This is a genomic window from Azospirillum sp. P4_B5 (genome assembly GCF_056402275.1).
Map to the genome: position 1 here is coordinate 137,152 of NZ_JBFUHT010000033.1, position 21,702 is coordinate 158,853.

16 protein-coding genes are annotated in these 21,702 nt (G+C 69.1%); 6 read left to right on the plus strand and 10 right to left on the minus strand.

Features of this window, described 5'->3' with window-relative positions; genetic code table 11:
• Positions 1-9 precede the first annotated feature (9 nt).
• Entirely contained in the window at positions 10-1,809 is a 1,800-nt protein-coding gene (locus AC1DVI_RS22980; RefSeq protein ID WP_476959931.1) for an acyl-CoA dehydrogenase, read from the minus strand.
• A 254-nt stretch (positions 1,810-2,063) separates the two neighbouring features.
• Between AC1DVI_RS22980 and AC1DVI_RS22985 the strand changes: the two genes are divergently transcribed.
• On the plus strand, positions 2,064-3,104 hold the full coding sequence (locus AC1DVI_RS22985) for a lysozyme family protein (RefSeq protein WP_476959932.1): 1,041 nt from the start codon (positions 2,064-2,066) through the stop codon (positions 3,102-3,104).
• A 16-nt stretch (positions 3,105-3,120) separates the two neighbouring features.
• Here AC1DVI_RS22985 and AC1DVI_RS22990 read toward each other — a convergent pair whose 3' ends face one another.
• The 3 genes from AC1DVI_RS22990 to AC1DVI_RS23000 all read right to left on the minus strand — a co-directional run bounded on the left by AC1DVI_RS22990 (position 3,121) and on the right by AC1DVI_RS23000 (position 6,429).
• Complete coding sequence (locus AC1DVI_RS22990) at positions 3,121-3,786, minus strand: hypothetical protein (protein ID WP_476959933.1); 666 nt, start codon at positions 3,784-3,786, stop codon at positions 3,121-3,123.
• A 101-nt stretch (positions 3,787-3,887) separates the two neighbouring features.
• Positions 3,888-5,327, minus strand: a complete 1,440-nt coding sequence (locus tag AC1DVI_RS22995) for an FAD-binding oxidoreductase (protein WP_476959934.1) — start codon at positions 5,325-5,327, stop codon at positions 3,888-3,890.
• A gap of 130 nt (positions 5,328-5,457) precedes the next feature.
• Positions 5,458-6,429, minus strand: coding sequence for an L-threonylcarbamoyladenylate synthase (locus AC1DVI_RS23000; protein WP_476959935.1), 972 nt, complete (start codon positions 6,427-6,429; stop codon positions 5,458-5,460).
• Between the two features lie 111 nt (positions 6,430-6,540).
• On the opposite strand from AC1DVI_RS23000, the gene parA reads away from it, so the two are divergent.
• Both parA and AC1DVI_RS23010 read left to right on the plus strand, forming a co-directional pair.
• Positions 6,541-7,188 (plus strand): ParA family partition ATPase, encoded by a 648-nt coding sequence (parA, locus tag AC1DVI_RS23005; RefSeq protein WP_476959936.1) that lies wholly within the window; start codon positions 6,541-6,543, stop codon positions 7,186-7,188.
• A 27-nt stretch (positions 7,189-7,215) separates the two neighbouring features.
• Positions 7,216-8,211 (plus strand): glycosyltransferase family 61 protein, encoded by a 996-nt coding sequence (locus tag AC1DVI_RS23010; protein WP_476959937.1) that lies wholly within the window; start codon positions 7,216-7,218, stop codon positions 8,209-8,211.
• A 42-nt stretch (positions 8,212-8,253) separates the two neighbouring features.
• Here AC1DVI_RS23010 and bcp read toward each other — a convergent pair whose 3' ends face one another.
• Together bcp and AC1DVI_RS23020 are read right to left on the minus strand one after the other, a co-directional pair.
• Entirely contained in the window at positions 8,254-8,736 is a 483-nt protein-coding gene (gene bcp, locus AC1DVI_RS23015) for a thioredoxin-dependent thiol peroxidase (protein ID WP_476959938.1), read from the minus strand.
• Positions 8,733-11,732 carry a bifunctional [glutamine synthetase] adenylyltransferase/[glutamine synthetase]-adenylyl-L-tyrosine phosphorylase gene (locus AC1DVI_RS23020; protein ID WP_476959939.1) on the minus strand — a complete coding sequence of 1,000 codons (3,000 nt, stop codon included), beginning with the start codon at positions 11,730-11,732 and terminating at the stop codon, positions 8,733-8,735. Before AC1DVI_RS23020 ends, bcp begins: the two co-directional genes overlap by 4 nt.
• A 102-nt stretch (positions 11,733-11,834) precedes the next feature.
• Here AC1DVI_RS23020 and AC1DVI_RS23025 point away from each other — a divergent pair, with 102 nt between their 5' ends.
• On the plus strand, positions 11,835-15,467 hold the full coding sequence (locus tag AC1DVI_RS23025; RefSeq protein ID WP_476959940.1) for a YhdP family protein: 3,633 nt from the start codon (positions 11,835-11,837) through the stop codon (positions 15,465-15,467).
• 51 nt (positions 15,468-15,518) lie between these two features.
• Here AC1DVI_RS23025 and AC1DVI_RS23030 read toward each other — a convergent pair whose 3' ends face one another.
• Together AC1DVI_RS23030 and tyrS are read right to left on the minus strand one after the other, a co-directional pair.
• Positions 15,519-17,045, minus strand: coding sequence for a Calx-beta domain-containing protein (locus tag AC1DVI_RS23030; protein ID WP_476959941.1), 1,527 nt, complete (start codon positions 17,043-17,045; stop codon positions 15,519-15,521).
• A 350-nt stretch (positions 17,046-17,395) separates the two neighbouring features.
• Positions 17,396-18,649 (minus strand): tyrosine--tRNA ligase, encoded by a 1,254-nt coding sequence (tyrS, locus tag AC1DVI_RS23035; RefSeq protein ID WP_476959942.1) that lies wholly within the window; start codon positions 18,647-18,649, stop codon positions 17,396-17,398.
• Positions 18,650-18,755: 106 nt separating this feature from the next.
• Between tyrS and AC1DVI_RS23040 the strand changes: the two genes are divergently transcribed.
• Positions 18,756-19,820 carry an anhydro-N-acetylmuramic acid kinase gene (locus AC1DVI_RS23040; RefSeq protein WP_476959943.1) on the plus strand — a complete coding sequence of 355 codons (1,065 nt, stop codon included), beginning with the start codon at positions 18,756-18,758 and terminating at the stop codon, positions 19,818-19,820.
• A gap of 9 nt (positions 19,821-19,829) precedes the next feature.
• Here the strand turns inward: AC1DVI_RS23040 and AC1DVI_RS23045 are convergent, their stop codons facing one another.
• Positions 19,830-19,982: a hypothetical protein gene (locus AC1DVI_RS23045; RefSeq protein WP_476959944.1), complete on the minus strand. Its 153-nt coding sequence runs from the start codon at positions 19,980-19,982 to the stop codon at positions 19,830-19,832.
• Positions 19,979-20,641, minus strand: coding sequence for an alpha/beta hydrolase (locus AC1DVI_RS23050; RefSeq protein ID WP_014239834.1), 663 nt, complete (start codon positions 20,639-20,641; stop codon positions 19,979-19,981). The genes AC1DVI_RS23045 and AC1DVI_RS23050 overlap by 4 nt, the downstream gene beginning before the upstream one ends.
• 265 nt (positions 20,642-20,906) lie before the next feature.
• On the opposite strand from AC1DVI_RS23050, the gene cysE reads away from it, so the two are divergent.
• Complete coding sequence (cysE, locus tag AC1DVI_RS23055; protein ID WP_476959945.1) at positions 20,907-21,680, plus strand: serine O-acetyltransferase; 774 nt, start codon at positions 20,907-20,909, stop codon at positions 21,678-21,680.
• The last annotated feature ends 22 nt before the right edge of the window (positions 21,681-21,702 follow it).

Genomic DNA, 21,702 nt, shown 5'->3' on the forward strand with positions numbered 1-21,702 from the left:
TGTGCTTGCTTAGAACTGATCCTCGCTCAGCGCCATGACCGTGCGGTGGGCGGTCAGGATCGGCAGCAGCAGGCCCGGCCCCTGGGCCAGGATCTGCTCGGCGTAGAAGCGCGCGGTGACCAGCTTCGCCTCCAGGAAGGGCGCGTTGGCGCCGGGCTGGCGCAGCCCCTCCAGCGCCTTGGCGGCGGAGCGGGCGAGCATCCAGCCGCCGGCCACCGTGCCCCACAGCTTCAGGTAATTCACGGCCCCCGCCGCGGCGGCGCGCAGGTCGCCGTCTGCCTGCGTCTTCACCACCCAAGCCACCGCCTGCTCCAGCGCGTCCAGCCCGGCGGACAGGTTGGTGCGGATCGCCTCCATGTCGTCGCCGGGGATGCTCTCCAGCTCCGCCACCGTGGCGCGCATCTCCGCGATGAAGGTCCGGGCCGCCTCGCCGCCGTCGCGGCCGGTCTTGCGGAAGGTCAGGTCGTTGGCGTGGATGCCGTTGGTGCCCTCGTAGATCGGGGTGATGCGGGCGTCGCGGTAATGCTGCGCGGCGCCGGTCTCCTCGATGAAGCCCATGCCGCCGTGGATCTGCACGCCGGTCGAGGCGACGTCGCAGCCGATGTCGGTGCTCCACGCCTTCACGATGGGGGTCAGGATGTCCACGCGGGCGGTGGCGGCGGCGCGCACCGCGGGGTCCTCGTGGTGGCGGGACACGTCGAGCTGGGTGCCGGCGTAGAGCGCCAATGCGCGGGCGGCCTCCGTCTTGGCGCGCATGTCCAGCAGCATCCGGCGCACGTCCGGGTGGCGGATGATGGCGACGCCGGAGCCCTTCGGGTCGGCCAGATCCTTGCTCTGCACGCGGCCCTTGGCGTAGTCGCGGGCCTGCTGGTAGGCGCGCTCGGCGATGGCCACGCCCTGGATGCCGACGCCGAGGCGGGCGTTGTTCATCATGGTGAACATGTATTCGATGCCGCGGTTCTCCTGGCCGACCAGGAAGCCGATGGCGCCGCCGTCGTCGCCGAAGGCCATCACGGCGGTGGGGCTGGCCATGATGCCCAGCTTGTGCTCCAGGCTGGCGCAGCGCAGGTCGTTGCGCGCGCCCGGCGTGCCGTCCGCGTTGGGCAGGAACTTGGGCACGATGAACAGGCTGATGCCCTTGATGCCCGCGGGCGCGTCGGGCAAGCGGGCCAGCACCAGATGGACGATGTTCTCCGTCAGGTCATGCTCGCCGTAGGTGATGAAGATCTTCTGGCCGGTGATGCGGTAGGTCCCGTCCTCGGCCCGCACCGCGCGGGTGCGCACGGCGGCGAGGTCGGAGCCGGCCTGCGGCTCCGTCAGGTTCATGGTGCCGTTCCACGTGCCGGCGATCATCTTCGGCAGATAGAGCGCCTTCTGCTCCGCGCTGCCGTGTTCGGTCAGCAGATCGACCGCGCCCTGGGTCAGCAGGGGGCACAGGCCGAAGGACAGGTTGGACGCTTGCCACATCTCGTTCACCGCGAAGGCGACGGTCCAGGGCAGGCCCTGCCCGCCATACTCCGGCTCGAAGGGCAGGCTGTTCCAACCGCTCTCGGTGAACTGGCTGTAGGCGTCCTTCCAGCCGGTCGGCGTGCGGACCACGCCGTTCTCCAGCACCGAGCCTTCCTTGTCGCCGACCCGGTTCAGCGGGGCGAGAACGCCCGAGGCGAACTTGCCGGCTTCCTCCAGCACGGCGTCCACCAGATCGGGAGCCGCCGAATCGCAGTTCGGAAGCGCGGCGACCGTTTCGAGGCCGACCACCTCGTTCAGGACAAAGCGGAGGTCATCGACCGGAGCGGTGTAGGGAATCATGGATGGAGCGGCCTCCCGTGACCCGATTGTGCGTGCCCGATTGCGCGTGCCCGATGGTCCGTGAACGCGTCTTGGGCGGTTTACGTGCGCGTCACCATACCGTACCGAATGGTGCATGGCGAGCCTCGCCGTCGGGCATGAATATTGGCATCTGGGTTGCGGTGCGAACAGCGCGGCTGCGACGCAGGAGGAGACGTCCGACTTGGCATTCCGGTTGCAAGAGTGGGGCAGCACCGCTCACAGGGGTTTCTCCCATGACCATCGCCGCCGCCCTTGCCCGTCAGGCCGAATCCGCCGTCCAGGCCGCGAAGACCAGCCGCGGGCCGGAAAATGTCGAGGCGGCGGTCCGCAACGCCAGCGCCAAGACCGGGGTCGATTTTTCCTACCTCATGGAAAAAGCTGCCGTGGAGAGCGGGTACCGGACGGACGTGAAGTCCTCCTCCTCCTCGGCGACCGGGCTCTATCAGTTCATCGACAGCACGTGGCTGGCGACGATGCGCGACCATGGGGCGGACCACGGCTACGCCAAATACGCCAACGCAATCCAGACGCGCGGCGACGGGCGCCCCTACGTCACCGACCCCGACCTGAAGCGCGAGATCCTCGACCTGCGCAAGGACCCCAACGCCTCGGCCCTGATGGCCGCGGAATACACTCGCGACAACAAGGAGTATCTGGAGGACACGGTCAAAGGGAAGGTCGGGTCCACCGAACTCTACATGGCGCATTTCCTCGGGGCGGGCGGGGCCTCGAAGTTCCTGAACGCCATGCGGGACAACCCAAACCGCGCCGCCAAGGAGCTGTTCCCGGATGCTGCGTCGGCCAACAAGGCGGTGTTCTTCGACAAGGATACCGGCCGGGCCAAGTCCCTGAAGGACATCTATGACCGCTTCGCGACGAAGTTCGCGGAGACGCCCAACGCCGATTTCGCGCCGGCCCAGACCGCCATCGACCGGGTGCGCCGGCAGGACATGCCGGACGGCTTCACCACCCAGGTGCCCAGCATGCCGCAGAAGGCGCTGAACGGCACGCCGCTGTCGATCTACCACGTGCTGGCGCTGAACGCGCTGGAGACGCCGGACGAGGTCGACAGCATCTCCGGCAGGCCCGCCCGCGGCCGCCGTCCGGACGGCGAGGACAAGGACAACCGCCGCATGCGCGACCAGCCGGTCCGCACGGATCAGAACGAGCACACCGGCCTTGGCCTCGGGCTGGGCCTGTCCAAGGTGGTCGGCCAGGGGACGGCAGCGGGGGCCGGGGCTGCGGCTGGAGCGGAGACGAGCAAGGCGGCCTGATCGGCTGACCGCCGGGCTATACGTCTTTAAGCCGCGCGCGGGCGTCCGCCGCGATGGCCGCGAAGACCCGGCGGTCGCCGGGCAGCAGCGCGTCGGCGGTCAGCCGGCGGTGCGGCTCGAACCGCAGGCCCGCCCGGTGCGCCGCCGCGGCGCTTCCCCAGAAGGCCGGCGGTCGACGGCTCAGGCCCGCCGCATGGGGCGGTTCGCGCCACCGCACCTCCCGCAGCACGTTGGTCAGGTCGAAGTCGATGAGGATCCGCCGCCCGCCGGGGCCGGTCAGGCGAATCCAGGCGTGGAAGGGGAAGGACTCCGTTTGCTGCCGCCGTTGCGCCGGGTCGGGAGGACGAACGTCGGCGGGCGCCGCCGGATAGCCGAGCCAGCGCCCCCGGCCCTGGGGCTCGGACTTGCGGAACGCCACGCGGCCCAGCGCGACCTCCGTTTCCCCGTGGCCCAGAGCCTCCAGCAGCATCGCCCCGGCGAAGGCGTAATACTGGCAGCCGCCCAGCCGGTGGGTGTGCACCAGATCGCGGTGCAGCGGGTGGGCGGTCACCGCCCCATGCACCGCCTGCCGGATGCGCTCCCGCTCCGGCGGCAGGGGGCATCTGGTGGACGTGCCGTCCACCGGTGCCGTCTCGGCCTCGCCAAGCATCAGGCGCATCCACGCCGACATCGCGAGAAGCATCGCCGCCTCCGTTCCGCGGTTTCCGACCGACTCCTACGAACAGGCCGGAACCGCGAAAGGTCGCACGGGGCGGGCAGAGCATCTCTTTAGGGCAGCACTCCTTACGGCAACATCTTGCCGGGGTTCAGCAGGCCCTTGGGGTCGAGCGCCGCTTTCATGGCGCGCAGCAGGTCGAACTCGACCGGGCTCTTGATGACCGGCATCTCGTCCTTCTTGAAGCGGCCCACGCCATGCTCGGCGGAAATGGAACCGTCCAGGTCGAAGATGACCTCGTTCACCACGTGGCAGATCTCGTCCCAGCGGGCGAGGTAGGCGGCGGTGTCGGCGCCCTCCGGCTGGCTGAGGTTGAAGTGGATGTTGCCGTCGCCGACGTGGCCGAAGGGGGTCGGGCGGATGCCGGGGCAGGCCGCGGCCACGGCGGCCTCGGCGCGCTCGATGAACTCGGCGACGCGCGACACCGGGACCGACACGTCGTTCTTGATCGAGCCGCCCTCGAACTTCTGCGCCTCGACGATGGCCTCGCGGATGAACCAGAGCTGGTTGGCCTGGGTCTCCGACTGGGCGATGGTGGCGTCGGTGGCCAGTTCCGCCTCGAAGGCCTCGCCCAGCGCCGCCTCGACCGTCTCGCGGAAGGCGTCGGACTGGGTGCCGGCGGTCAGCTCGGTCAGCACGTACCAGGGCGACGGCTCCGACAGCGGGTCGATGGTGCCGGCGACGTGCTTCAGCGCGAACTCCAGGCAGCGGCGCGACATCAGCTCGAAGGCGGCCACGGCGTCGCCCGACGCCTCGCGCAGGCGGGCCAGCAGTTCGATGGCGGCGGCGGGGCTGGGCACGGCGATGAAGGCCGTCACCGCCTGGCGCGGGCGCGGGTAGAGCTTGAGCACCGCGGCGGTGACGATGCCCAGCGTGCCCTCCGCCCCGATGAACAGGTGCTTCAGGTCGTAGCCGGTGTTGTTCTTGCGCAAGGACCGCAGGCCGTTCCAGATCCGTCCGTCGGCCAGCACGACCTCAAGACCAAGCACGAGGTCGCGCATGTTGCCGTAGCGCAGCACGTTGATGCCGCCGGCGTTGGTGGAGATCAGCCCGCCGATCTGGCAGGTGCCCTCCGCCCCCAGGCTCATCGGCAGCAGGCGGTCCTTGTCCTTGGCGGCCTCCTGCGCGGTCTTCAGGACGACGCCGGCCTCTGCCGTCATGGTGTAGTTCAGCGTGTCGATGCCGCGGATCCTGTTCATCCGCGACAGGCTGATGACGATCTCGCGCCCTTCCTCGTAGGGGATGGAGCCGCCGACGAGGCTGGTGTTGCCGCCCTGCGGGACGACCGGGGTGCCGGCCTCCGCGCAAATCTTCACGACCGCCGCGACCTCCTCGGTGCTGGCCGGGCGGACCACCGCCGGGCTGTTGCCCTTGAAGCGCCCGCGCCATTCCGACAGGTAGGGGGCCATGTCCTCCGGCGCGGTGAGAAGGCCGTTCGGGCCGACGATGGCGCGGATCTGGTCGAGGGCGGCGGCGAGGCTGGCGGCGGCAGGGCTGGCGGAGGTCATGGGCGGGGTCCGGACGGGCTGGAGAGACGCATTGCCCCCACCCCAACCCTCCCCCGCTGTCGCAGGGGAGGGGGCTCTCTGTCCCTCCCCTGCGACCGCCTTGCGCGCCGGGATTCCACCCCCCGCTCCATCACCCCCTGGGGGCGGCGGCCCGCCGCAGCCGGTCGTTGATGGCGACACCCAGCCCCTCGTCCGGGATCGGCATCACCGCGATGGCGCGGGCACCCTCCTGATCGAGCGCGCGGAGATGGGCGAACAGGTTCGCCGCCGCTTCGTTCAGGTCGCCCTGGAGGCTCAGGTTCAGGCGGGCCTTGCCGCCGCGGATGAAACGGTCGGGGCCGAAGGTCAGGAACGCCTCGTCCTCCTCGGCGCTTGTGGCGTTCAGCCGCACCGGGGCGTTCGGGGCGTAGTGGCTTTCCAGCTGGCCGGGCGACTTCGGGGCGTCCGGGTTGCCGGCGGAAACCTGGATGGGACCGATCAGCCGCTCGATCTCCTCGCGCAGCACGGCGCCGGGGCGCAGCAGCACGGGCGTCGCGCCGGTCAGGTCGAGCACGGTGGACTCCACCCCGACCTGGCACTTCCCGCCGGCCACCACCATGCTCACCCGGTCGCCCAGGCTCTCGATGACGTGGTGCGGGGCGGTCGGGCTGACCGCGCCGGAGCGGTTGGCGCTGGGCGCGGCGATGGGCTTGCCGGCGGCCTTCAGAACCGCCTGCGCCACCGGATGGCCGGGCACGCGCACCGCCACGCTGTCCAGTCCGGCGGACACCAGAAGCGACAGCCCGGCCTCCGGGCGGCGGGGCAGGACCAGCGTCAGCGGACCGGGCCAGAACTGGTGGGCCAGTTCCACCGCGCGCTCGTCGAGCACGGCGATGGCCTCGGCGGACTCCAGGTCCGGCACATGGGCGATCAGCGGGTTGAACTGAGGGCGGCCCTTGGCGGCGAAGATCGCGGCCACGGCCCGGTCGTCGGTGGCGTCCCCGCCGAGGCCGTAGACGGTCTCGGTCGGGAAGGCGACCAGTTCGCCGTTGCGCAGGGCCTCGCCGGCGCGGGCGAGGCCGGCGGGCGTGGTGGGGATGATGTCGGGATGCTTGTCGGTCACGGGACGATTTGTAAAGCGTCGGAGGATGAAGTCAATTCGCGCGGTTGCGCCGGCTCTGTCCAAGCCTTATGACGGGTGTGCGCGATAAACAACCAAATGATGGGTGTGGGCATGACGGGCAAGGTCTTCACCGTGGCTCAGCAGAAGGGCGGGGCCGGCAAGACCACGCTGGTGGCGCACCTCGCCATTGCCTGGATGCAGCTCGGGCGCTCGGTCGCCACGGTGGACATCGACCCGCAGGGCAGCCTGACCCGCTGGCACGAGGTGCGGGCCGGAGCCACGGGCGGGCAGCCCGGCTTCACCCATGTCCAGATCACCGGCTGGCGCACCCAGACCGAGGTCGAGAAGCTGGCCCGCGACCACGACATCGTGCTGATCGACAGCCCGCCCCACGCCCAGACGGAGGCCCGCATCGCCGTGCGCGCCGCCAGCCTCGTCATCGCCCCGGTGCAGCCCAGCCCGATGGACCTGTGGGCGGTGCAGCCGACGCTGGACCTCGCCGCGCAGGAGAAGCGCCGGCTGCTGCTGGTGCTGAACCGCGTGCCGCCGCGCGCCCGCATCGCCGACGAGCTGATCGCGCGGGTGCGCGAACTCGTGAACCCGCCGGCTGTGGACCTCGCGGACTCGCAGATCGGCAACCGCACCGCCTACGCCGGGACCCTGCTGTCCGGCCTGTCGGTGACCGAGGCCGCCCGCAAGACGCAGGCGGCGGCGGAGATGCAGGCGCTGGCGGAAGAGATACTGCGCCGGGCCGGATAAATCCCGGGCGCTGGCATGGAGACTTGCATGGACGGCACGATTCAGAGCGTCGATCTCGTCGAGCATCTGGCTGCCAATCCGCATCTTGGCCGCATCCTGCGGGGCGGCGATGACAATCCGGTCGCGGCCGTCTTCGACCGCTGCGTTCTGAACAACCACATGATGTTCCCGGTGACGCCGGATCTGCGCTGCTTCCGGCGGGACTTCGGCATGTTCCATGAGATGGCCTACGGGATGGTGGGGCAGGCCCCCTCGCCGGTCTTTCTCCAAGCGCTCGCCGAGCCCGAGCCGCCCGGCAAGTATCTGGCGATGGGCGGCAGCGACAATTATTTCCACTGGTGCCTGGATTACCTGCCGCGTCTGGTCTTCGGCATGATCGCCCCGGACGGCGCGGAGCGGCGGGTCATCATGGATGGAACCCCCAACGCGTGGCAGGCGGCCTCGCTGCGCCTCTTCATGACCGGGCTGAAGCTTGACAGACTGGACCTCCACATCAGCCGCAGCGATTGGAGCGGCTATCCCGATTGCCTCGTGCCGCTTCCGTTGCGGTCGCAAGCGGTGGCGATCTGGAGCGTGGTTCTGAACCACGCCCGCGACGTCCTGCCGACGCCATCCGGTGTGAAGCGGTTGTTCGTTCTGCGGAGGAACACCACCAAGCGCTTCGCCGTGAATCAGGACGAGGTGGCGGAGGCGTTGGAGCCGCTGGGATTTCTGGCCGTCGATCCGGGAAGCCTCACGTTCGAGGAACAGATCGCCCTGTTCAGCGGGGCGGAACTGATCGTCGGCTGCCACGGCGCGGCCTTGACCAACATCCTGTTCGCTCCGGCGGGCGCAACCCTGATCGAACTTCGTGGCCGCGTTCTGCAACCCTTCTTTGGAAATCTCGCCGCCCAGCGGGGGATGCGCTATCTCGATCTCGCCTGTCCGGAACGGCCCGACAGCCATCATGACATCATCGAGCGGGACTACGTCGTTCCGCTCGATGCGCTGCGCGAATGCCTTGCCGGGGTCGGCGTCCGCTGAAGCGGCGGGAGATGATGTCTCCCCCACCGCATCGCGAAATGATTACAGCGCCTGCAACGCCTTCAGCACCGCCGCCACATGGCCGGTGACCTTGACCTTGCGCCAGACGTTGCGGACGATGCCGTCCTTGTCGATCAGGAAGGTCGCGCGTTCCAGGCCCATGTACTTGCGGCCGTACATGCTCTTCTCGACCCACACGCCGTAAGCCTCGGCGACACCGGTCTCCTTGTCGGAGGCCAGCGTGAAGGGCAGCTCGTATTTCGCCTTGAACTTGTCGTGGCTGGCGACGCTGTCCTTGGACACGCCGATGATGACGGCGTCGAGCCCGCTGAAATCCGGGAGCTGGTCGCGGAAGCCGCAGGCCTCCGACGTGCAGCCGGACGTGTCGTCCTTCGGGTAGAAGTACAGGATCACCGGCTTGCCCCGCAGGGCGGACAGCGTGACGCTGCCGCCGCCGTCGGTCGGCATGGTGAAGTCCGGGGCCGGGGTGCCGGCCTCGATGGCGGGCATCTGGGTGTCGCTCATGGGAGTTTGGCTTCTTCGTTGGTCTCTGGGGGAGGCAGCCTTGACGCCGGCTCCTCGACCAGCGCCACGAAATGGCGATGGGCGCGGGCGGCGATGTCCCGGATTCTGCTGTCGAGCGCGGCGAAGTCAACCGCCGGCTCCTCGTCCGGGAAGGCGGCGCGGGACAGTCCCTCCCGCAGCGTGGGCGAGACCTGCCGGGGATCGAGCACGCCGTCGGTGGTCAGCCGCAGGAACCCCTGCACGCGGCGCCACAGCTTCAGCGTCGCCACCAGCTCCTCCGCCACCTCCGGCGCCAGCAGCCCGGCCGCGGCCGCGTTGAGCAGGGCGCGGCTGGTGGCGATGGACAGGATGTCCGGATGCGCGTGCCCGTGGCGGAGTTGGAGATACTGGGCGGTGAACTCGATGTCGATCAGGCCGCCGCGGGCGTATTTGACATTCCACGGGTTGGGGGTGCCGAACTCCTTGTCGATGCGGCGGCGCATGTCGGCGACGTCCCGCAACACCTTGGCCGGGTCGCGCGGGCCGGTCAGCACGCCGCGGATCGCCGACTCGACCTTGCGGGCCAGTTCCCGATCGCCGCCGATGACGCGGGCGCGGGTCAGGGCCATGTGCTCCCACGTCCAGGCGTCCTTGGCCTGATAGGCGGTGAAGGCGTCGAGCGCGGTGGCGAGCGGTCCGGCGTTGCCCGACGGGCGCAGCCGCATGTCCACCTCGTACAGGCGCCCGTCGGCCATCGGGGCGGTGATGGCGTTGGTCAGGCGCTGCGTCAGTTTGATGTAATACTCGTTGGGGGCCAGCGGCTTGGCCCCGTCCGACTGGCGCGTGCCGGGCGGCACCTCGTAGACCACGATCAGGTCGATGTCGGAGGTGATGGTGAGCTGCCGGCTGCCCAGCTTGCCCATCGCCACCACCACCCAGGCGCCGCCGGGGATGCGGCCGTGGCGGGCGGCGAACTCTTCCTCCACGCGGGCGGCCAACTCCGGCACCACCACATCGGCCAGATCGGCGAGGAAGGGGCCGCAGCGGTCGCCGTCGGTGATGCCACGCAGGATGTGCGCCCCGGCGCGGAAGCGCTGGTCATTGGTCCAGCGCCGCGACAGGGTCAGCACGTCCTCGAAGTTGTGCGCCCCGGCGATGAAGCGCTGATACTCCGGCGTCAGCCCCGCCGCGTCGGGCAGTGGGTCGAAGAAGTCGGGCGACAGCACGGCGTCGAGCAGCGACGGGTTGCGCGACAGCGTCTCGGCCAGCTGCGGCGCCGTGCCCATGATCTCCGCGACCAGGGCGAGCAGCCAGGGGTTGGCGATGAACAGGGAGAACAGCCCGACCCCCGCCGGCAGCCGCTCCAGGAAGCTGTCGAACTTGACCAGCGCGTCGTCCGGGGCGGGGGTCTTGGCCAGCTCGTTCAGCATGGCCGGCACCAGCTCGGTCAGCAGCTCCCGCGCGCGGCCCGAGCGGGTGGAGCGGTAGCGCCCGCGGTGCCAGGTGGAGACCACGGCGATGACCCGGCTGGGGTCGCGGTAGCCCATGCCGGCCAGCGTCTTCACCGTGCCTGGGTCGTCGTCGGTGCCGGTGAAGACGAGGTTGCCGGGACCGGACAGCGACGGCGCCTCCTCGAACAGCTCGGCGTAGCGGTCCTCCACCCGGCCGAGCTGGGCCAGAAGGTCGGCGCGGAAATCCTCCACCCGCTCGTAGCCGAGGAAGGTGGCGAGATGCGCCACCCCCTCGTCGTCCGCCGGGATCTGGTGGGTCTGGCGGTCGTCGGTCATCTGGATGCGGTGCTCGACCCGGCGCAGGAAGCGGTAGGCCTCCTCCAACTCCTCCACCGCCGCCTCCGGCACGCGGCCGACCGCGCACAGCGCCTTGTTCGCCAGCAGGGTGGGGGCGATGCGCACGCGGATGTCGCGCCCGCCGAAGATCAGTTGCTGGGTCTGGGCGAAGAACTCGATCTCGCGGATTCCGCCCCGCCCGACCTTGATGTCGTGGCCGTTCACCGTCACTTCACGATGGCCCTTGTGGGCGTTGATCTGACGCTTGATGGAATGGATGTCCTGGATGGCCGCGAAGTCGAGGTGGCGCCGCCACACGAACGGTTCGAGGAAACGCAGGAAATGCGCCCCGGCCTCCGGATCGCCGGCGATGGGGCGGGCCTTGATCATGGCCGCGCGCTCCCAGTTCTGCCCGACGCTGCCGTAGTAAATTTCGGCCGCCGAGACCGACACCGCCAGCGGCGTGGCCCCCGGATCGGGGCGCAGCCGCAGATCTGTACGGAAGACGTAGCCGTCCTTCGTCCGTTCATCCATAATGCGGACAAGATCGCGCGCGATACGAATGAACGTGCGGGCGAGGTTGTCCGGCTGGGGCGTTTGCACGACGGCGTCGTCGTACAGGACGATCAGGTCGATATCGCTGGAATAGTTGAGTTCGCGCGCACCAAGTTTGCCCATGCCAAGCACGATCAGGCCCGACCCGACCCATGGCCGCTGCGGTTCCGGCAGCGTCAGCGTGCCCGCCTCCGCGGCGCGGCGCAGCAGGTGGTTTGCCGCCATCCGCACCGACGTCTCGGCGATGTCGGACAGCGCGCCGGTGACGGCCTCCAACTCCCACGCGCCGGTGATGTCGGCGATCGCGATCAGCAGCGCCGCCCGCCGCTTGGCGACGCGCAGGGCCGTCATCAGCCGGTCGATGTTGCGCTCCTCCGCGCAGTCCGCCTCCAGCCGGCGCAGCAGCGCCGCGAAGGCGTTGTCGTATCCCTGCGTCACCATCTCGCGGACGAAGGGCAGCTCCCGCGTCAGGATCTGGCCGAGATACGGGCTGTTGCCGCACACCGCGTCGATCAGCGCCCGCCCCTCGGCCGAATCGGCGTACGCCTCGGCCCAGGCGCGCAAGGCGTCATCGTCGCCGTCGTTGTCTGCGGCGTTCACCGCCTCGGCGCGCCAGCGCTCCAGGCCGCGTTCGGCGAGGGCGGTGTCGAAGGGTTTCGGCAGCGTGGTGGTCATGGTCGCGGCTATCCCTGCACAAGAACTGAGCAGGAAGGTGCGCGGTCGCGCGGGTCCGGTCAACTGTGACAACGCGCGGGCATCGTCGCCGGGACACCGACCGTGATCCGGCGCACCGCGAAGCTTCTCGCCTGGACCACCGCGGGCGCGGTCGTCGTCGTCGGCGTTGCGGGCGGGCTGTTCGCGTGGCGGCTGGCCCAGGGGCCGATCGCGCTCGACCCGCTGACACCCTATGTGGAGCGGGCGCTGAGCGACCCGCAGGGCCGCTACCGCGTCGATGTCGGCCAGCTCGTCCTGTCCTGGGTGGACGAGGAGGAGAGCGACGGTCTGACCCGGCTGGACCTGCGCGCCATCGACGTGCATGCGGTCAACGCCGAGGGGGACGAACTTGCGGCGGTGCCGGAGTTGGGCGTCGGCTTCTCGGTGCGCGCGCTGTTCCAGGGCAAGCTGTCGCCGACCCGGCTCGACCTCGTGCGGCCGCGCCTCCAGGTGGTGCGCCGGGCCGACGGCAGCCTGGATTTCGACGTGCGCTCGCTTCCGTCTCCCGGCGAGCCGGAGAAGGAGGAGCCGGCCGGAAGCCCCGATTTCGCGGGGGAGATCGTCTCCACCCTGATGCATCCCCCGGACATCGCCCGTCCGCTGGGCCTGCTGCGGCGGCTGACCATCATCGGCGCCGACCTGACGGTGACGAACCGGATGCTCGGCCTGTCCTGGCACGCCAACCGCGCCGACATCGTGCTGACCCGCGACGGGACGGAGATCGTCGGCGGGGCGCAGCTTCTGCTCGACCTGGATGGGCGGACAGCGGCGGTGGAGGCGTCGGGCGTCCATCGCATGGCCGACGCAGAAACCGCGCTGTCCACCCGCTTCGACGGGCTGCAGCCGGCGGCGCTGGCCAAGATCGGCCCGCTGCTGGCGCCGCTGTCGGCGGTGACCGTGCCGCTGGGCGGGCGCATCGACGCGACCCTGGACTCGCGGTTCGAGCCGGTGCGCTTCAGCTTCGACCTGCAGGGCGGCGCGGGGGAGGTCAGCCTGCCCGCGCTGCGGCCCGACCCTTACCGCGTCGACCGCCTGCGGCTGCGCGGCGGGCTGGACGTGCCGGGCCGGCGGGCGGAGCTGGAGCGGCTGGACCTCGCGTTCGACGGAATGGCGATGACCGGGCGGGGCGACCTGCGGGAGCAGGGCGGGCAGCGCAGCGGCAGCCTGCGGCTCGACCTGACGGCGGGCGGCACGCGGGCCTCGCTCGACCTCGACGGCACGCAGGTTCCCGACAAGGGCGCGTCGGTCGCAGCAACGCTCGACGGGCTGGTGCCCGCCGCGCTGGCCGGGCTCGCCCCGGCGCTGGCGCCGCTCGCCGCGGCGCAGCTTCCCCTGTCCGGCACGGCCAGCCTGGAGCTGGACCCCGACGGGCAGCCACGCAGCGGCCGGGCGGAGCTGAAAGCCGGCGCCGGGCGCGTCGTTCGGCCGGACCTGTTCCCGGAGCCGCTGCCCGTCGCCTCCGCGGCCCTGACGGTGGCGGGGGACCGGGCCTCGGGCAAGCTGGATGTGGAGCAACTGGCGATCGACCTCGGCGGGCCGACTGTGGAGGGAACGGCGCAGGCCACCATCGCCCAACTCGGCACGCCGGACGCCCGCCTGTCGGTGGAGGCCGCCGTGACGGCCAAACGGGTGCCGGCGGACGAGCTGCCCCGGCTGTGGCCGCTGGGGGTGGGGAAGAACCCGCGGGAGTGGGTGACCGAAAACCTGTCGCACGGCGTCGTGCCGGAGGCGACGGCCACCGTCCGAGCCAGCGGCCCGCTGTCCGACCTTGCGGCGATCGACGTGACGCACTTCCAGGCTGGCATCCAGGCCGAGGAGATGACGGTGGACTATTTCCACCCGCTGCCCAAGGTGACCGGTCTGGCGGCGCAGGTGTCCACCGACGGTAAGACCTTCACCATCCACACCAAGGGCGGCCGCATCGACGACGTTCAGCTCGGTGAGGGCACGATCGTCATCGGCGGTCTGGACACCGGCAAGGAGACCATGGACATCCGCGTCCCGGTCCGCGGGCCGGTGCGCACCATCCTGACCGTTCTGGACAGCCCGCCGCTGGGCTATCCCAGCCGCCTCGACCTCGACCCGAAGCGCACCCAGGGGCAGGCCGACGCGCAGCTCCACTTCCAGTTCCCGCTGCTGGTCGATCTGAAGGTGGAACAGCTGAACCTGGACGTCGCGGCGAAGTTGCGCGGCGTCGGGGTGGAGAAGGTGGCCGCCGGGCTGACCGCGACCGAGGGTGACCTGACGCTGGCGCTCGACATGAACGCCATGACGGTGAAGGGCAACACCAAGCTGGACGGCATCCCCGTCACCATCGACTGGAAGGAGCAGTTTACCTCCACCGCCAAGGGACCGCGCACCCGCATCGCCGTAAAGGGCGACGTGGACGCCCAGGATCTGCGCAGCCACGGCATCGACCTCGCCGAGCACGTCGCGGGGCCGCTGGGGGCGGACGTGCTGTTCACAGTCGACCAGCGCCGCCGCTTCGGCCTGACCGCCGGTCTGAACCTGGAAAAGACCCACCTGCGCATCGACGAGCTGGGCTGGGAGAAGAAGCCCGGCGTTCCCGGCACCGGCAAGCTGGCGCTGGAGTTCCAGAAGGACCGGGTGACCCGCATCACCGGCCTGTCCGTCGATGCCGGGGGGCTGCGCGCCCAGGCGGTCGTTGATCTCGCCCCGCAGACCATGGCCGTTACCAAGGTGGCGGTCGGGCAGATGTCGGTCGGCCAGACCGACCTGAAGGCCGACGTGACGGTGCATGACGGCGGCAAGAACGGCTATTCCGGGACCATCACCGGCCAGAGTCTCGATGCCCGCGTCCTGGCCGGCAAGGCCGACCCGCCCGGCGGCAAAAAGCCCGGCCCGAGCGACGAGAAGCCGCTGCCGCTCGATTTTGACCTGAAGCTGAACCGCGTCGTCTTCGGGGACGGCCGCCATCTGTCCGACGTGGCCGGACGGATCAGGCGCGACCGCCTGTCCTGGACGGCGCTCGACGTGACGGCGCGGGCGGGGCGCGACGGGGCGGTGTCCCTGCGCTACCTGCCGGGCGCCCAGGGTTTCTACGACGTGGCCATCTCGGCCAGCGACGCGGGCACGACCTTCCGCGCGCTCGACATCAACGACCGGGTGCAGGGTGGCGCGCTGGCGATTACCGGCCGCACGGTGGAGCCGCGGGCCGACGCCGCCATCGAAGGCCGGATGGAATTGACCGACTACGCTCTTGTCGACCCGCCGGTCCTGGCCCGCATCCTGAACTCCATCTCTCCCTCCGGCTTCGCCGAGCTGATGGGCGGAGGCAAGGGCATCCGGTTCGGGCGGGCGGTCAGCGACTACCGCAAGGATGGGCGCCTGCTGACGATCAAGGACCTGCGCACTTCAGGCTCCGCGCTCGGTCTCACCCTGGGAGGGGAAATCGACATCGAGACCGACACGGCCAACCTGCGCGGCACCATCGTGCCCATCTATGGGCTGAACCGCCTGATCGGCCAGATCCCGCTGCTGGGCGACGCGCTGAGCGGCGGCGAAGGGCAGGGCATCTTCAGCGCCACTTGGCACGTCCGCGGCCCGCTGGCCGACCCGGACGTGACGGTGAACCCGCTCGCCATGCTGGCGCCGGGCTTCCTGCGCAACCTGTTCTTCCTGGGCGAGGGGGGCGATGGCAAGGAAGCGCCCTCGCCGGGGACTTTCGTGAAGTAGCGGGGCGGGATGAAGGGAGCCCCGTCTGCGGCTGGGGCTCTGGGAGAGGGGTCAGGAGAGTGTGAAGGCGAGATAGCTCGCGTCACCGACCTGCCCGGTCATGGCGACGACCGCAGCAGGGGATTTGGCGGAAATGGTTATGCTCATATCGATGCTGCCATTGGCATCGAGGTCGATGTGTGCCGTGGCGCCCTTGTACCCCTCGGCTCCGGACATTTCGGCCCAGGTCAGCTTGGACGTGCCCTCTTTCCAACCCCAACAGGTGACCAACTCCCCTTTCTCGAGGTCGGTCACCGTGGACCAGGTGACTCCGCCGCTCCGCCCGTCCACGAAAAATGTGTCCAAACCCGCGCCGCCGGTGAGAAAATTCGAGCCGAGACCGCCATCCAGCACGTCGTCACCTTTGCCGCCGTCGATCGCATCGTCTCCACCCATCGTGTTGATGAAATCGGCGAGGTCGGTGCCGCGCATGGCTTCGTTGGTGTCGCTCCCGGTGTGCATGTTCTGAAGCCACGACACGGGTCCGGAGTATGGCTGCATCTCGACGTCGCGGCTTACGCCGTCGGAGACGATTGCAAGGCGGCGTGTCGGTTCGATGTCGTCGTTGATGATCGTGCCGGTGGCGTTGGCCGTCGCGATGGGCGCGTATCGCAGGTTCGTCAGCGTGACGCCGAAGGTCTCGTTGCCCTCGAGGGTGGAATCGCCGGAGACGTTGATGGTGATGACCTTGCGGGTTTCACCGGGAGCGAAACTGACCGTATCGGATGGCAGCGTGCCGCCGAAGTCGGCGGCATCCGCCGGGTTCGCCCCGGTCCCGGTCACCGCATAGCTGGCGGTCGAATTGCCCTCGATGTTTCCGGCGCGGGTGACCTCGAAGGTGTAGGCGGTCGAGCCGCTGTTGCCTTCCGCCTTCGTCGCATCCAGCGCGGCGATGGAGAGCGCGGTGTCGTCGTTGCGGATGATCGCGGTTGTCGTGGTGGTGCCCAGAGCAACGCCATTCGGGTTGGACAGGGTGACCGTGAAGGTTTCGTCCGGCTCCACCGTGCTGTCGCCGGAAACCTCCACCGCGAACAGCCGCGACCTCTCCCAGCCCTGGAAGGTGAGGGTGCCGGACGGCAGCGTGCCGCCGAAGTCGGCGGCATCCACCGGATTCGCCCCCGTCCCGGTTACCGTCCAGTCAACCGAAGTGACTTTTCCTGTATCGTCTGATAGTTCCACATAAAAATAAAAAATATTCTTACCGCTATCGCCTTCTACAAATTCTGCATTTAATGATTTGACCGACGCGGACGCATCATCGTTGTCAATTTTCATCTTGATGGTGTTGTTAAATATAGTTTCCGCCAGTGTGTCTCCAATCGGATCATAGAGTATAATGTTGAATTCTTCGTCTGGCTCAATGATATCGTCGTTGTGAAATGGAATGTTGAGGGTTGCGATTCCAAACGGGGTGAACTCAAGTGTGCCGCTTGGAAATGTTCCGCCAAAGTCATCGGCGTCAGCCGGATTGCTGCCAGTGCCCTCGATCCTCCACTTTACGGAGGCAGGGGAGGATGCGTCTCCTTGGCGGGTGAACATGATGGAGGCCTTGTTGTGAACCTCCTGCCCCCCCTCGGTGCCACCTTGAGTATACTGAACCCAAATTGCCATAACGCCCCCCCAAGCCGCAGTTCTGAAAAATAGAACATTAGCGACTCTGGGTTGTCAACAAATTGCGGGTATCCGCTTTTTGGAGATGCTGGCGTCTATCCTTCAATCGAAGGTTCTGCCTGGGGGTCGTTTCGGCTTCCCCAACCCCTCCCGGTATGGATGGGCCGCGGCGGGTGGATGGAGGGGAGATGGATGCTTCCAGGGTTGTTGTGGTCGCAACCGCCACGTGGCGTTCCTCTCCGGGGTGAGAGGGGACGTCACGTGGCGGATGCGGTGCCTCACACCGCCTTGACCAGCGCGTGACGCTTCTTGCCGGCGCTCAGCTTGATGACGCCGTCGGCGTTCAGGTCGGCGGCGGTGGCCTTGGCGGCCTCGTCGGGGATGGCGGCGTCGTTCATCTTGGCGCCGGCGCCCTTGATGAGGCGGCGCGCCTCGCCCTTCGACGCGGCCAGCCCGGCGGAGACCAGCAGGTCCACCAGCGCGACCCCGGCCTCGAGCTCGGCGCGGGGCACGTCGATGCTCGGCAGGCCCTCGGCGGCGGCGCCCTGCTCGAAGGTGCGGCGGGCGATCTCGGCGGCTTCCAGGGCGGCCGCCTCGCCATGGGCGAGCTTGGTCACCTCGTGGGCGAGGATCTTCTTGGCCTCGTTGATGCCGGCACCCTCCAGGGACTCCAGCCGCGCCACCTCGTCGAGCGGCAGCTCGGTGTAGAGGCGCAGGAAGCGGCCGACGTCGGCGTCCTCGGTGTTGCGCCAGTACTGCCAGAAATCATAGGCGCTGAGCTTGTCGGCGGTCAGCCACACCGCGCCGGCGGCGGTCTTGCCCATCTTGGCGCCCGACGAGGTGGTCAGCAGCGGCGTTGTCAGGCCGAACAGCTCCGCCCCGTCGGTGCGGCGGCCCAGCTCGACGCCGTTGATGATGTTGCCCCACTGGTCCGACCCGCCCATCTGGAGCATGCATTTCTCGCGCCGGAACAGCTCCACGAAATCATAGGCCTGGAGGATCATGTAGTTGAATTCCAGGAAGGTCAGCGGCTGCTCGCGGTCCAGCCGCAGCTTGACCGATTCGAAGGTCATCATGCGGTTGATCGTGAAGTGCCGCCCGATGTCGCGCAGCAACGGGATGTATTTCAGCTCGTCCAGCCAGTCGGCGTTGTTGACCATCACCGCGTCGGTCGGCCCGTCACCGAAGGACAGGTAGCGCCCGAAGATGCGCTTGATGCCCGCCATGTTGGCGTTGATGGCCTCGTCGGTCAGGAGCTGGCGCGCCTCGTCCTTGCCGGAGGGGTCGCCGATCTTGGTGGTGCCGCCGCCCATCAGGACGATCGGCTTATGGCCGGTCTTCTGCAGCCAGCGCAGCATCATGATCGGCAGCAGGCTGCCCACATGCAGGCTGTCCGCCGTGCAGTCGAAGCCGATGTAAGCGATGATCGGCCCCTTCGCCGCGCGCTCGTCGAGCCCGGCGAGGTCGGTGCACTGGTGGATGAAGCCGCGTTCCTGCAGCGTGCGGAGGAAATCCGATGTCAGCGTCGTCATGGCCGCGATCCGGCTGTCGTGGTAGGGTCCAGGGTCGCGTCTGTTAGCATGGAACGCGCGGCCCCACAATTCTCGGGGCTGACTCGGCAAAGGATTGAGGCAGGGAATGCAGACGGTCGTCGGGCTGATGAGCGGCACCTCCATGGACGGGATCGACGCGGCGCTGGTCCGCACCGACGGCGAACGCCGGGTGGAGCCGCTGGCCTTCGTGACCATCCCGTACGAGGACGGCTTCCGCGCCGACCTGCGCTCCTGCCTCGGCGGCAAGGGGCCGGTGGAGGCGGTCGAGCGGGCCCTGACCGACGCGCACGCCGACGCCGTGCGCCGCCTGCTGGCGGAGGCCGGGACGGAGGCCGCGGCGGTGGACCTGATCGGCTTCCACGGCCAGACGATCTTCCACGACCCGGCGCAGCGCCGCACCTGGCAGATCGGCGACGGCGCGCGGCTGGCGCGGGCGACCGGCATCGCCGTGGTCAACGACTTCCGCACGGCGGACGTGGCGGCGGGCGGGCAGGGCGCCCCGCTGGTGCCGCTGTTCCACCGCGCGCTGGCCGACGCCCTGCCGCGGCCTCTGGCCGTGCTGAACATCGGTGGCGTCGCCAACGTCACCTGGATCGGGGAGGGCGCTGACGCGGTCATCGCCTGCGACACCGGGCCGGGCAACGCGCTGGTGGACGATTGGGTGCTGTCCGGCCAGGGCGCCCGCTACGATTCCGGCGGGGCGCTGGCGGCGCGGGGCAACGTGGACGAGGCCGCGTTGACGGCGCTGCTTGCCCATCCCTATTTCGAGCAGCCGGCGCCGAAGTCGCTGGACCGCGACGCCTTCGACCCGGCGCCCGTCCGTGGCTTGTCGTTGGAGGATGGAGCGGCGACCCTGACCGCCTTCACCGCCGCGTCGGTCGCCCGCATCGTCCCGCATTTGCCGGAGGCGCCGCTGCGCTGGCTGGTCTGCGGCGGCGGGCGGCACAACGCGACGCTGATGGACATGCTGGCCGACCGGCTGGGCGTGCCCGTCGATCCGGTGGAGGCGGTGGACTGGAACGGCGACGCGCTGGAGGCCGAAGCCTTCGCCTATCTGGCGGTGCGCAGCCGCAAGGGCCTGCCGCTCAGCCTGCCGGCCACGACCGGTGTGCCCCGGCCGATGACTGGTGGGCGCTTCCACCCGGTGTGACGCCGGAGGTTACGGGCGCGTCCGGCTGTTGTCGGTGCAATTGTCGGCGTGCTTGCACCAGTTGCCGAAGGTGCTGGCGATCTGGGCGTTGCTGCAGCCGGACAGCAGGAGCGCCGCGACCCCGGTAACGAAGGCAAAACGGCGGAACTTCATCGCGCTCATTCCGCCACCGCGGCGACCGGGTTGCCCATCGCACGGTCCAGATAGTCGTCCACCTGCACCGCCAGATCGTCGCTGCGGTTGGCGAAGAAATGGTTGGCGCCGGGCACGACGCGGTGGTCGATGCGGATGTCCTTCTGGTGCGACAGCTTGGTCACCAGCTTGTTCACCGCCGCCCCCGGAACCAGTTCGTCCTTGTCGCCGTGGATGATCAGGCCGGAGGACGGGCAGGGCGCCAGGAAGGAGAAGTCGAACAGGTTGGCCGGCGGCGAGACGGACACGAAGCCGTCGATCTCCGGGCGGCGCATCAGAAGCTGCATGCCGATCCACGCCCCGAAGGAGACCCCGGCGATCCAGCAGACCGGGGCGTTGGGGTTGTGGGTCTGCAGCCAGTCCAGCGCCGCCGCCGCGTCGGCCAGCTCGCCCTCGCCCTTGTCGTAGGTGCCCTGGCTGCGGCCGACCCCCCGGAAATTGAAACGCAGGGCGGAGTAGCCGCGCTTCGTGAAGGACTGGAACAGGGTGAAGACCACCTTGTTGTTCATGGTCCCGTTGTGGTGCGGGTGCGGATGCAGCAGCAAGGCCATCGGCGCGTTGGGGATCGTGCCGTGTGTGTAGCGCCCTTCCAGACGTCCGGCCGGTCCGTTGATCATCACTTCAGGCATGGGAACGGCGATCCTGACGCGAATATAAGGTGATCCGGACCACCGGCGGAGCGGTGGGCGGACGCCACGGCAAGCGGACGTGGTTGCCCATGGACAAGCATGGATTTTTCGCACACAATTCTTGACCGTTTTGCTTGGTCATCATATATGCGTCGATGCGTCCTTCAAGGGCAACCCGCGCGACCGGCGAGGCACGGGTCGAGGGCTCTTGCGAAAGATCACCTCTTCCGGCAAGAGGGCGGACTATACCACGGCGGGTGTTCCGGTGTTCAAGCATCTTCGCGAAGAGATCGACGGTATCATGGCCCGCGACCCGGCCGCGCGGTCACGGGCCGAGGTCGCTCTGTGCTATCCGGGTTTCCACGCCATCGTCATGCACCGCGTCGCGCGCTATTGCTGGGATCGCCGCTGGCACCTGATGGCGCGCGCCGTCTCGCAGATCGCCCGCGCGCTGACCGGTATCGAGATCCATCCGGGCGCCACCATCGGGCGCCGCTTCTTCATCGACCACGGCATGGGCGTCGTCATCGGCGAGACCGCCGAGATCGGCGATGACGTGATGCTTTATCACGGGGTGACGCTGGGCGGCACCTCGCTGAACCAGGGCAAGCGCCACCCCACGCTGGAAAGCGGCGTGATCGTCGGTGCCGGGGCGAAGGTGCTGGGCGCCATCACCATCGGGCGCGGCGCCCGCGTCGGCGCCAACGCCGTCGTGGTGGCGGACGTGGCGCCGGGCATCGCGGTGGTCGGCATCCCGGCCAAGGCGGTGGTGACGCGCGACCGTGTCGAGACGCAGAAGTTCATGCCCTACGGCACGCCTTGCGGCGACATCCCCGATCCGGTGGCCCGCGCGCTGAACGGCCTGCTCGATCAGGTGTCGACTCTGCGCCGGCGCGTCGAGGAACTGGAATCGGAGCGCGGCGACGCGCATAATTCATCCGTATACGAAACATCGGACGTTCCCAACGGGAGCGCCCGGCCCGACAATGGGGTGCGCGAGCCAGTGTCCGTCGAAAGCGGTCCGGCGGCGTCCTGTTGAATCAAACACAAACACGAGGCTT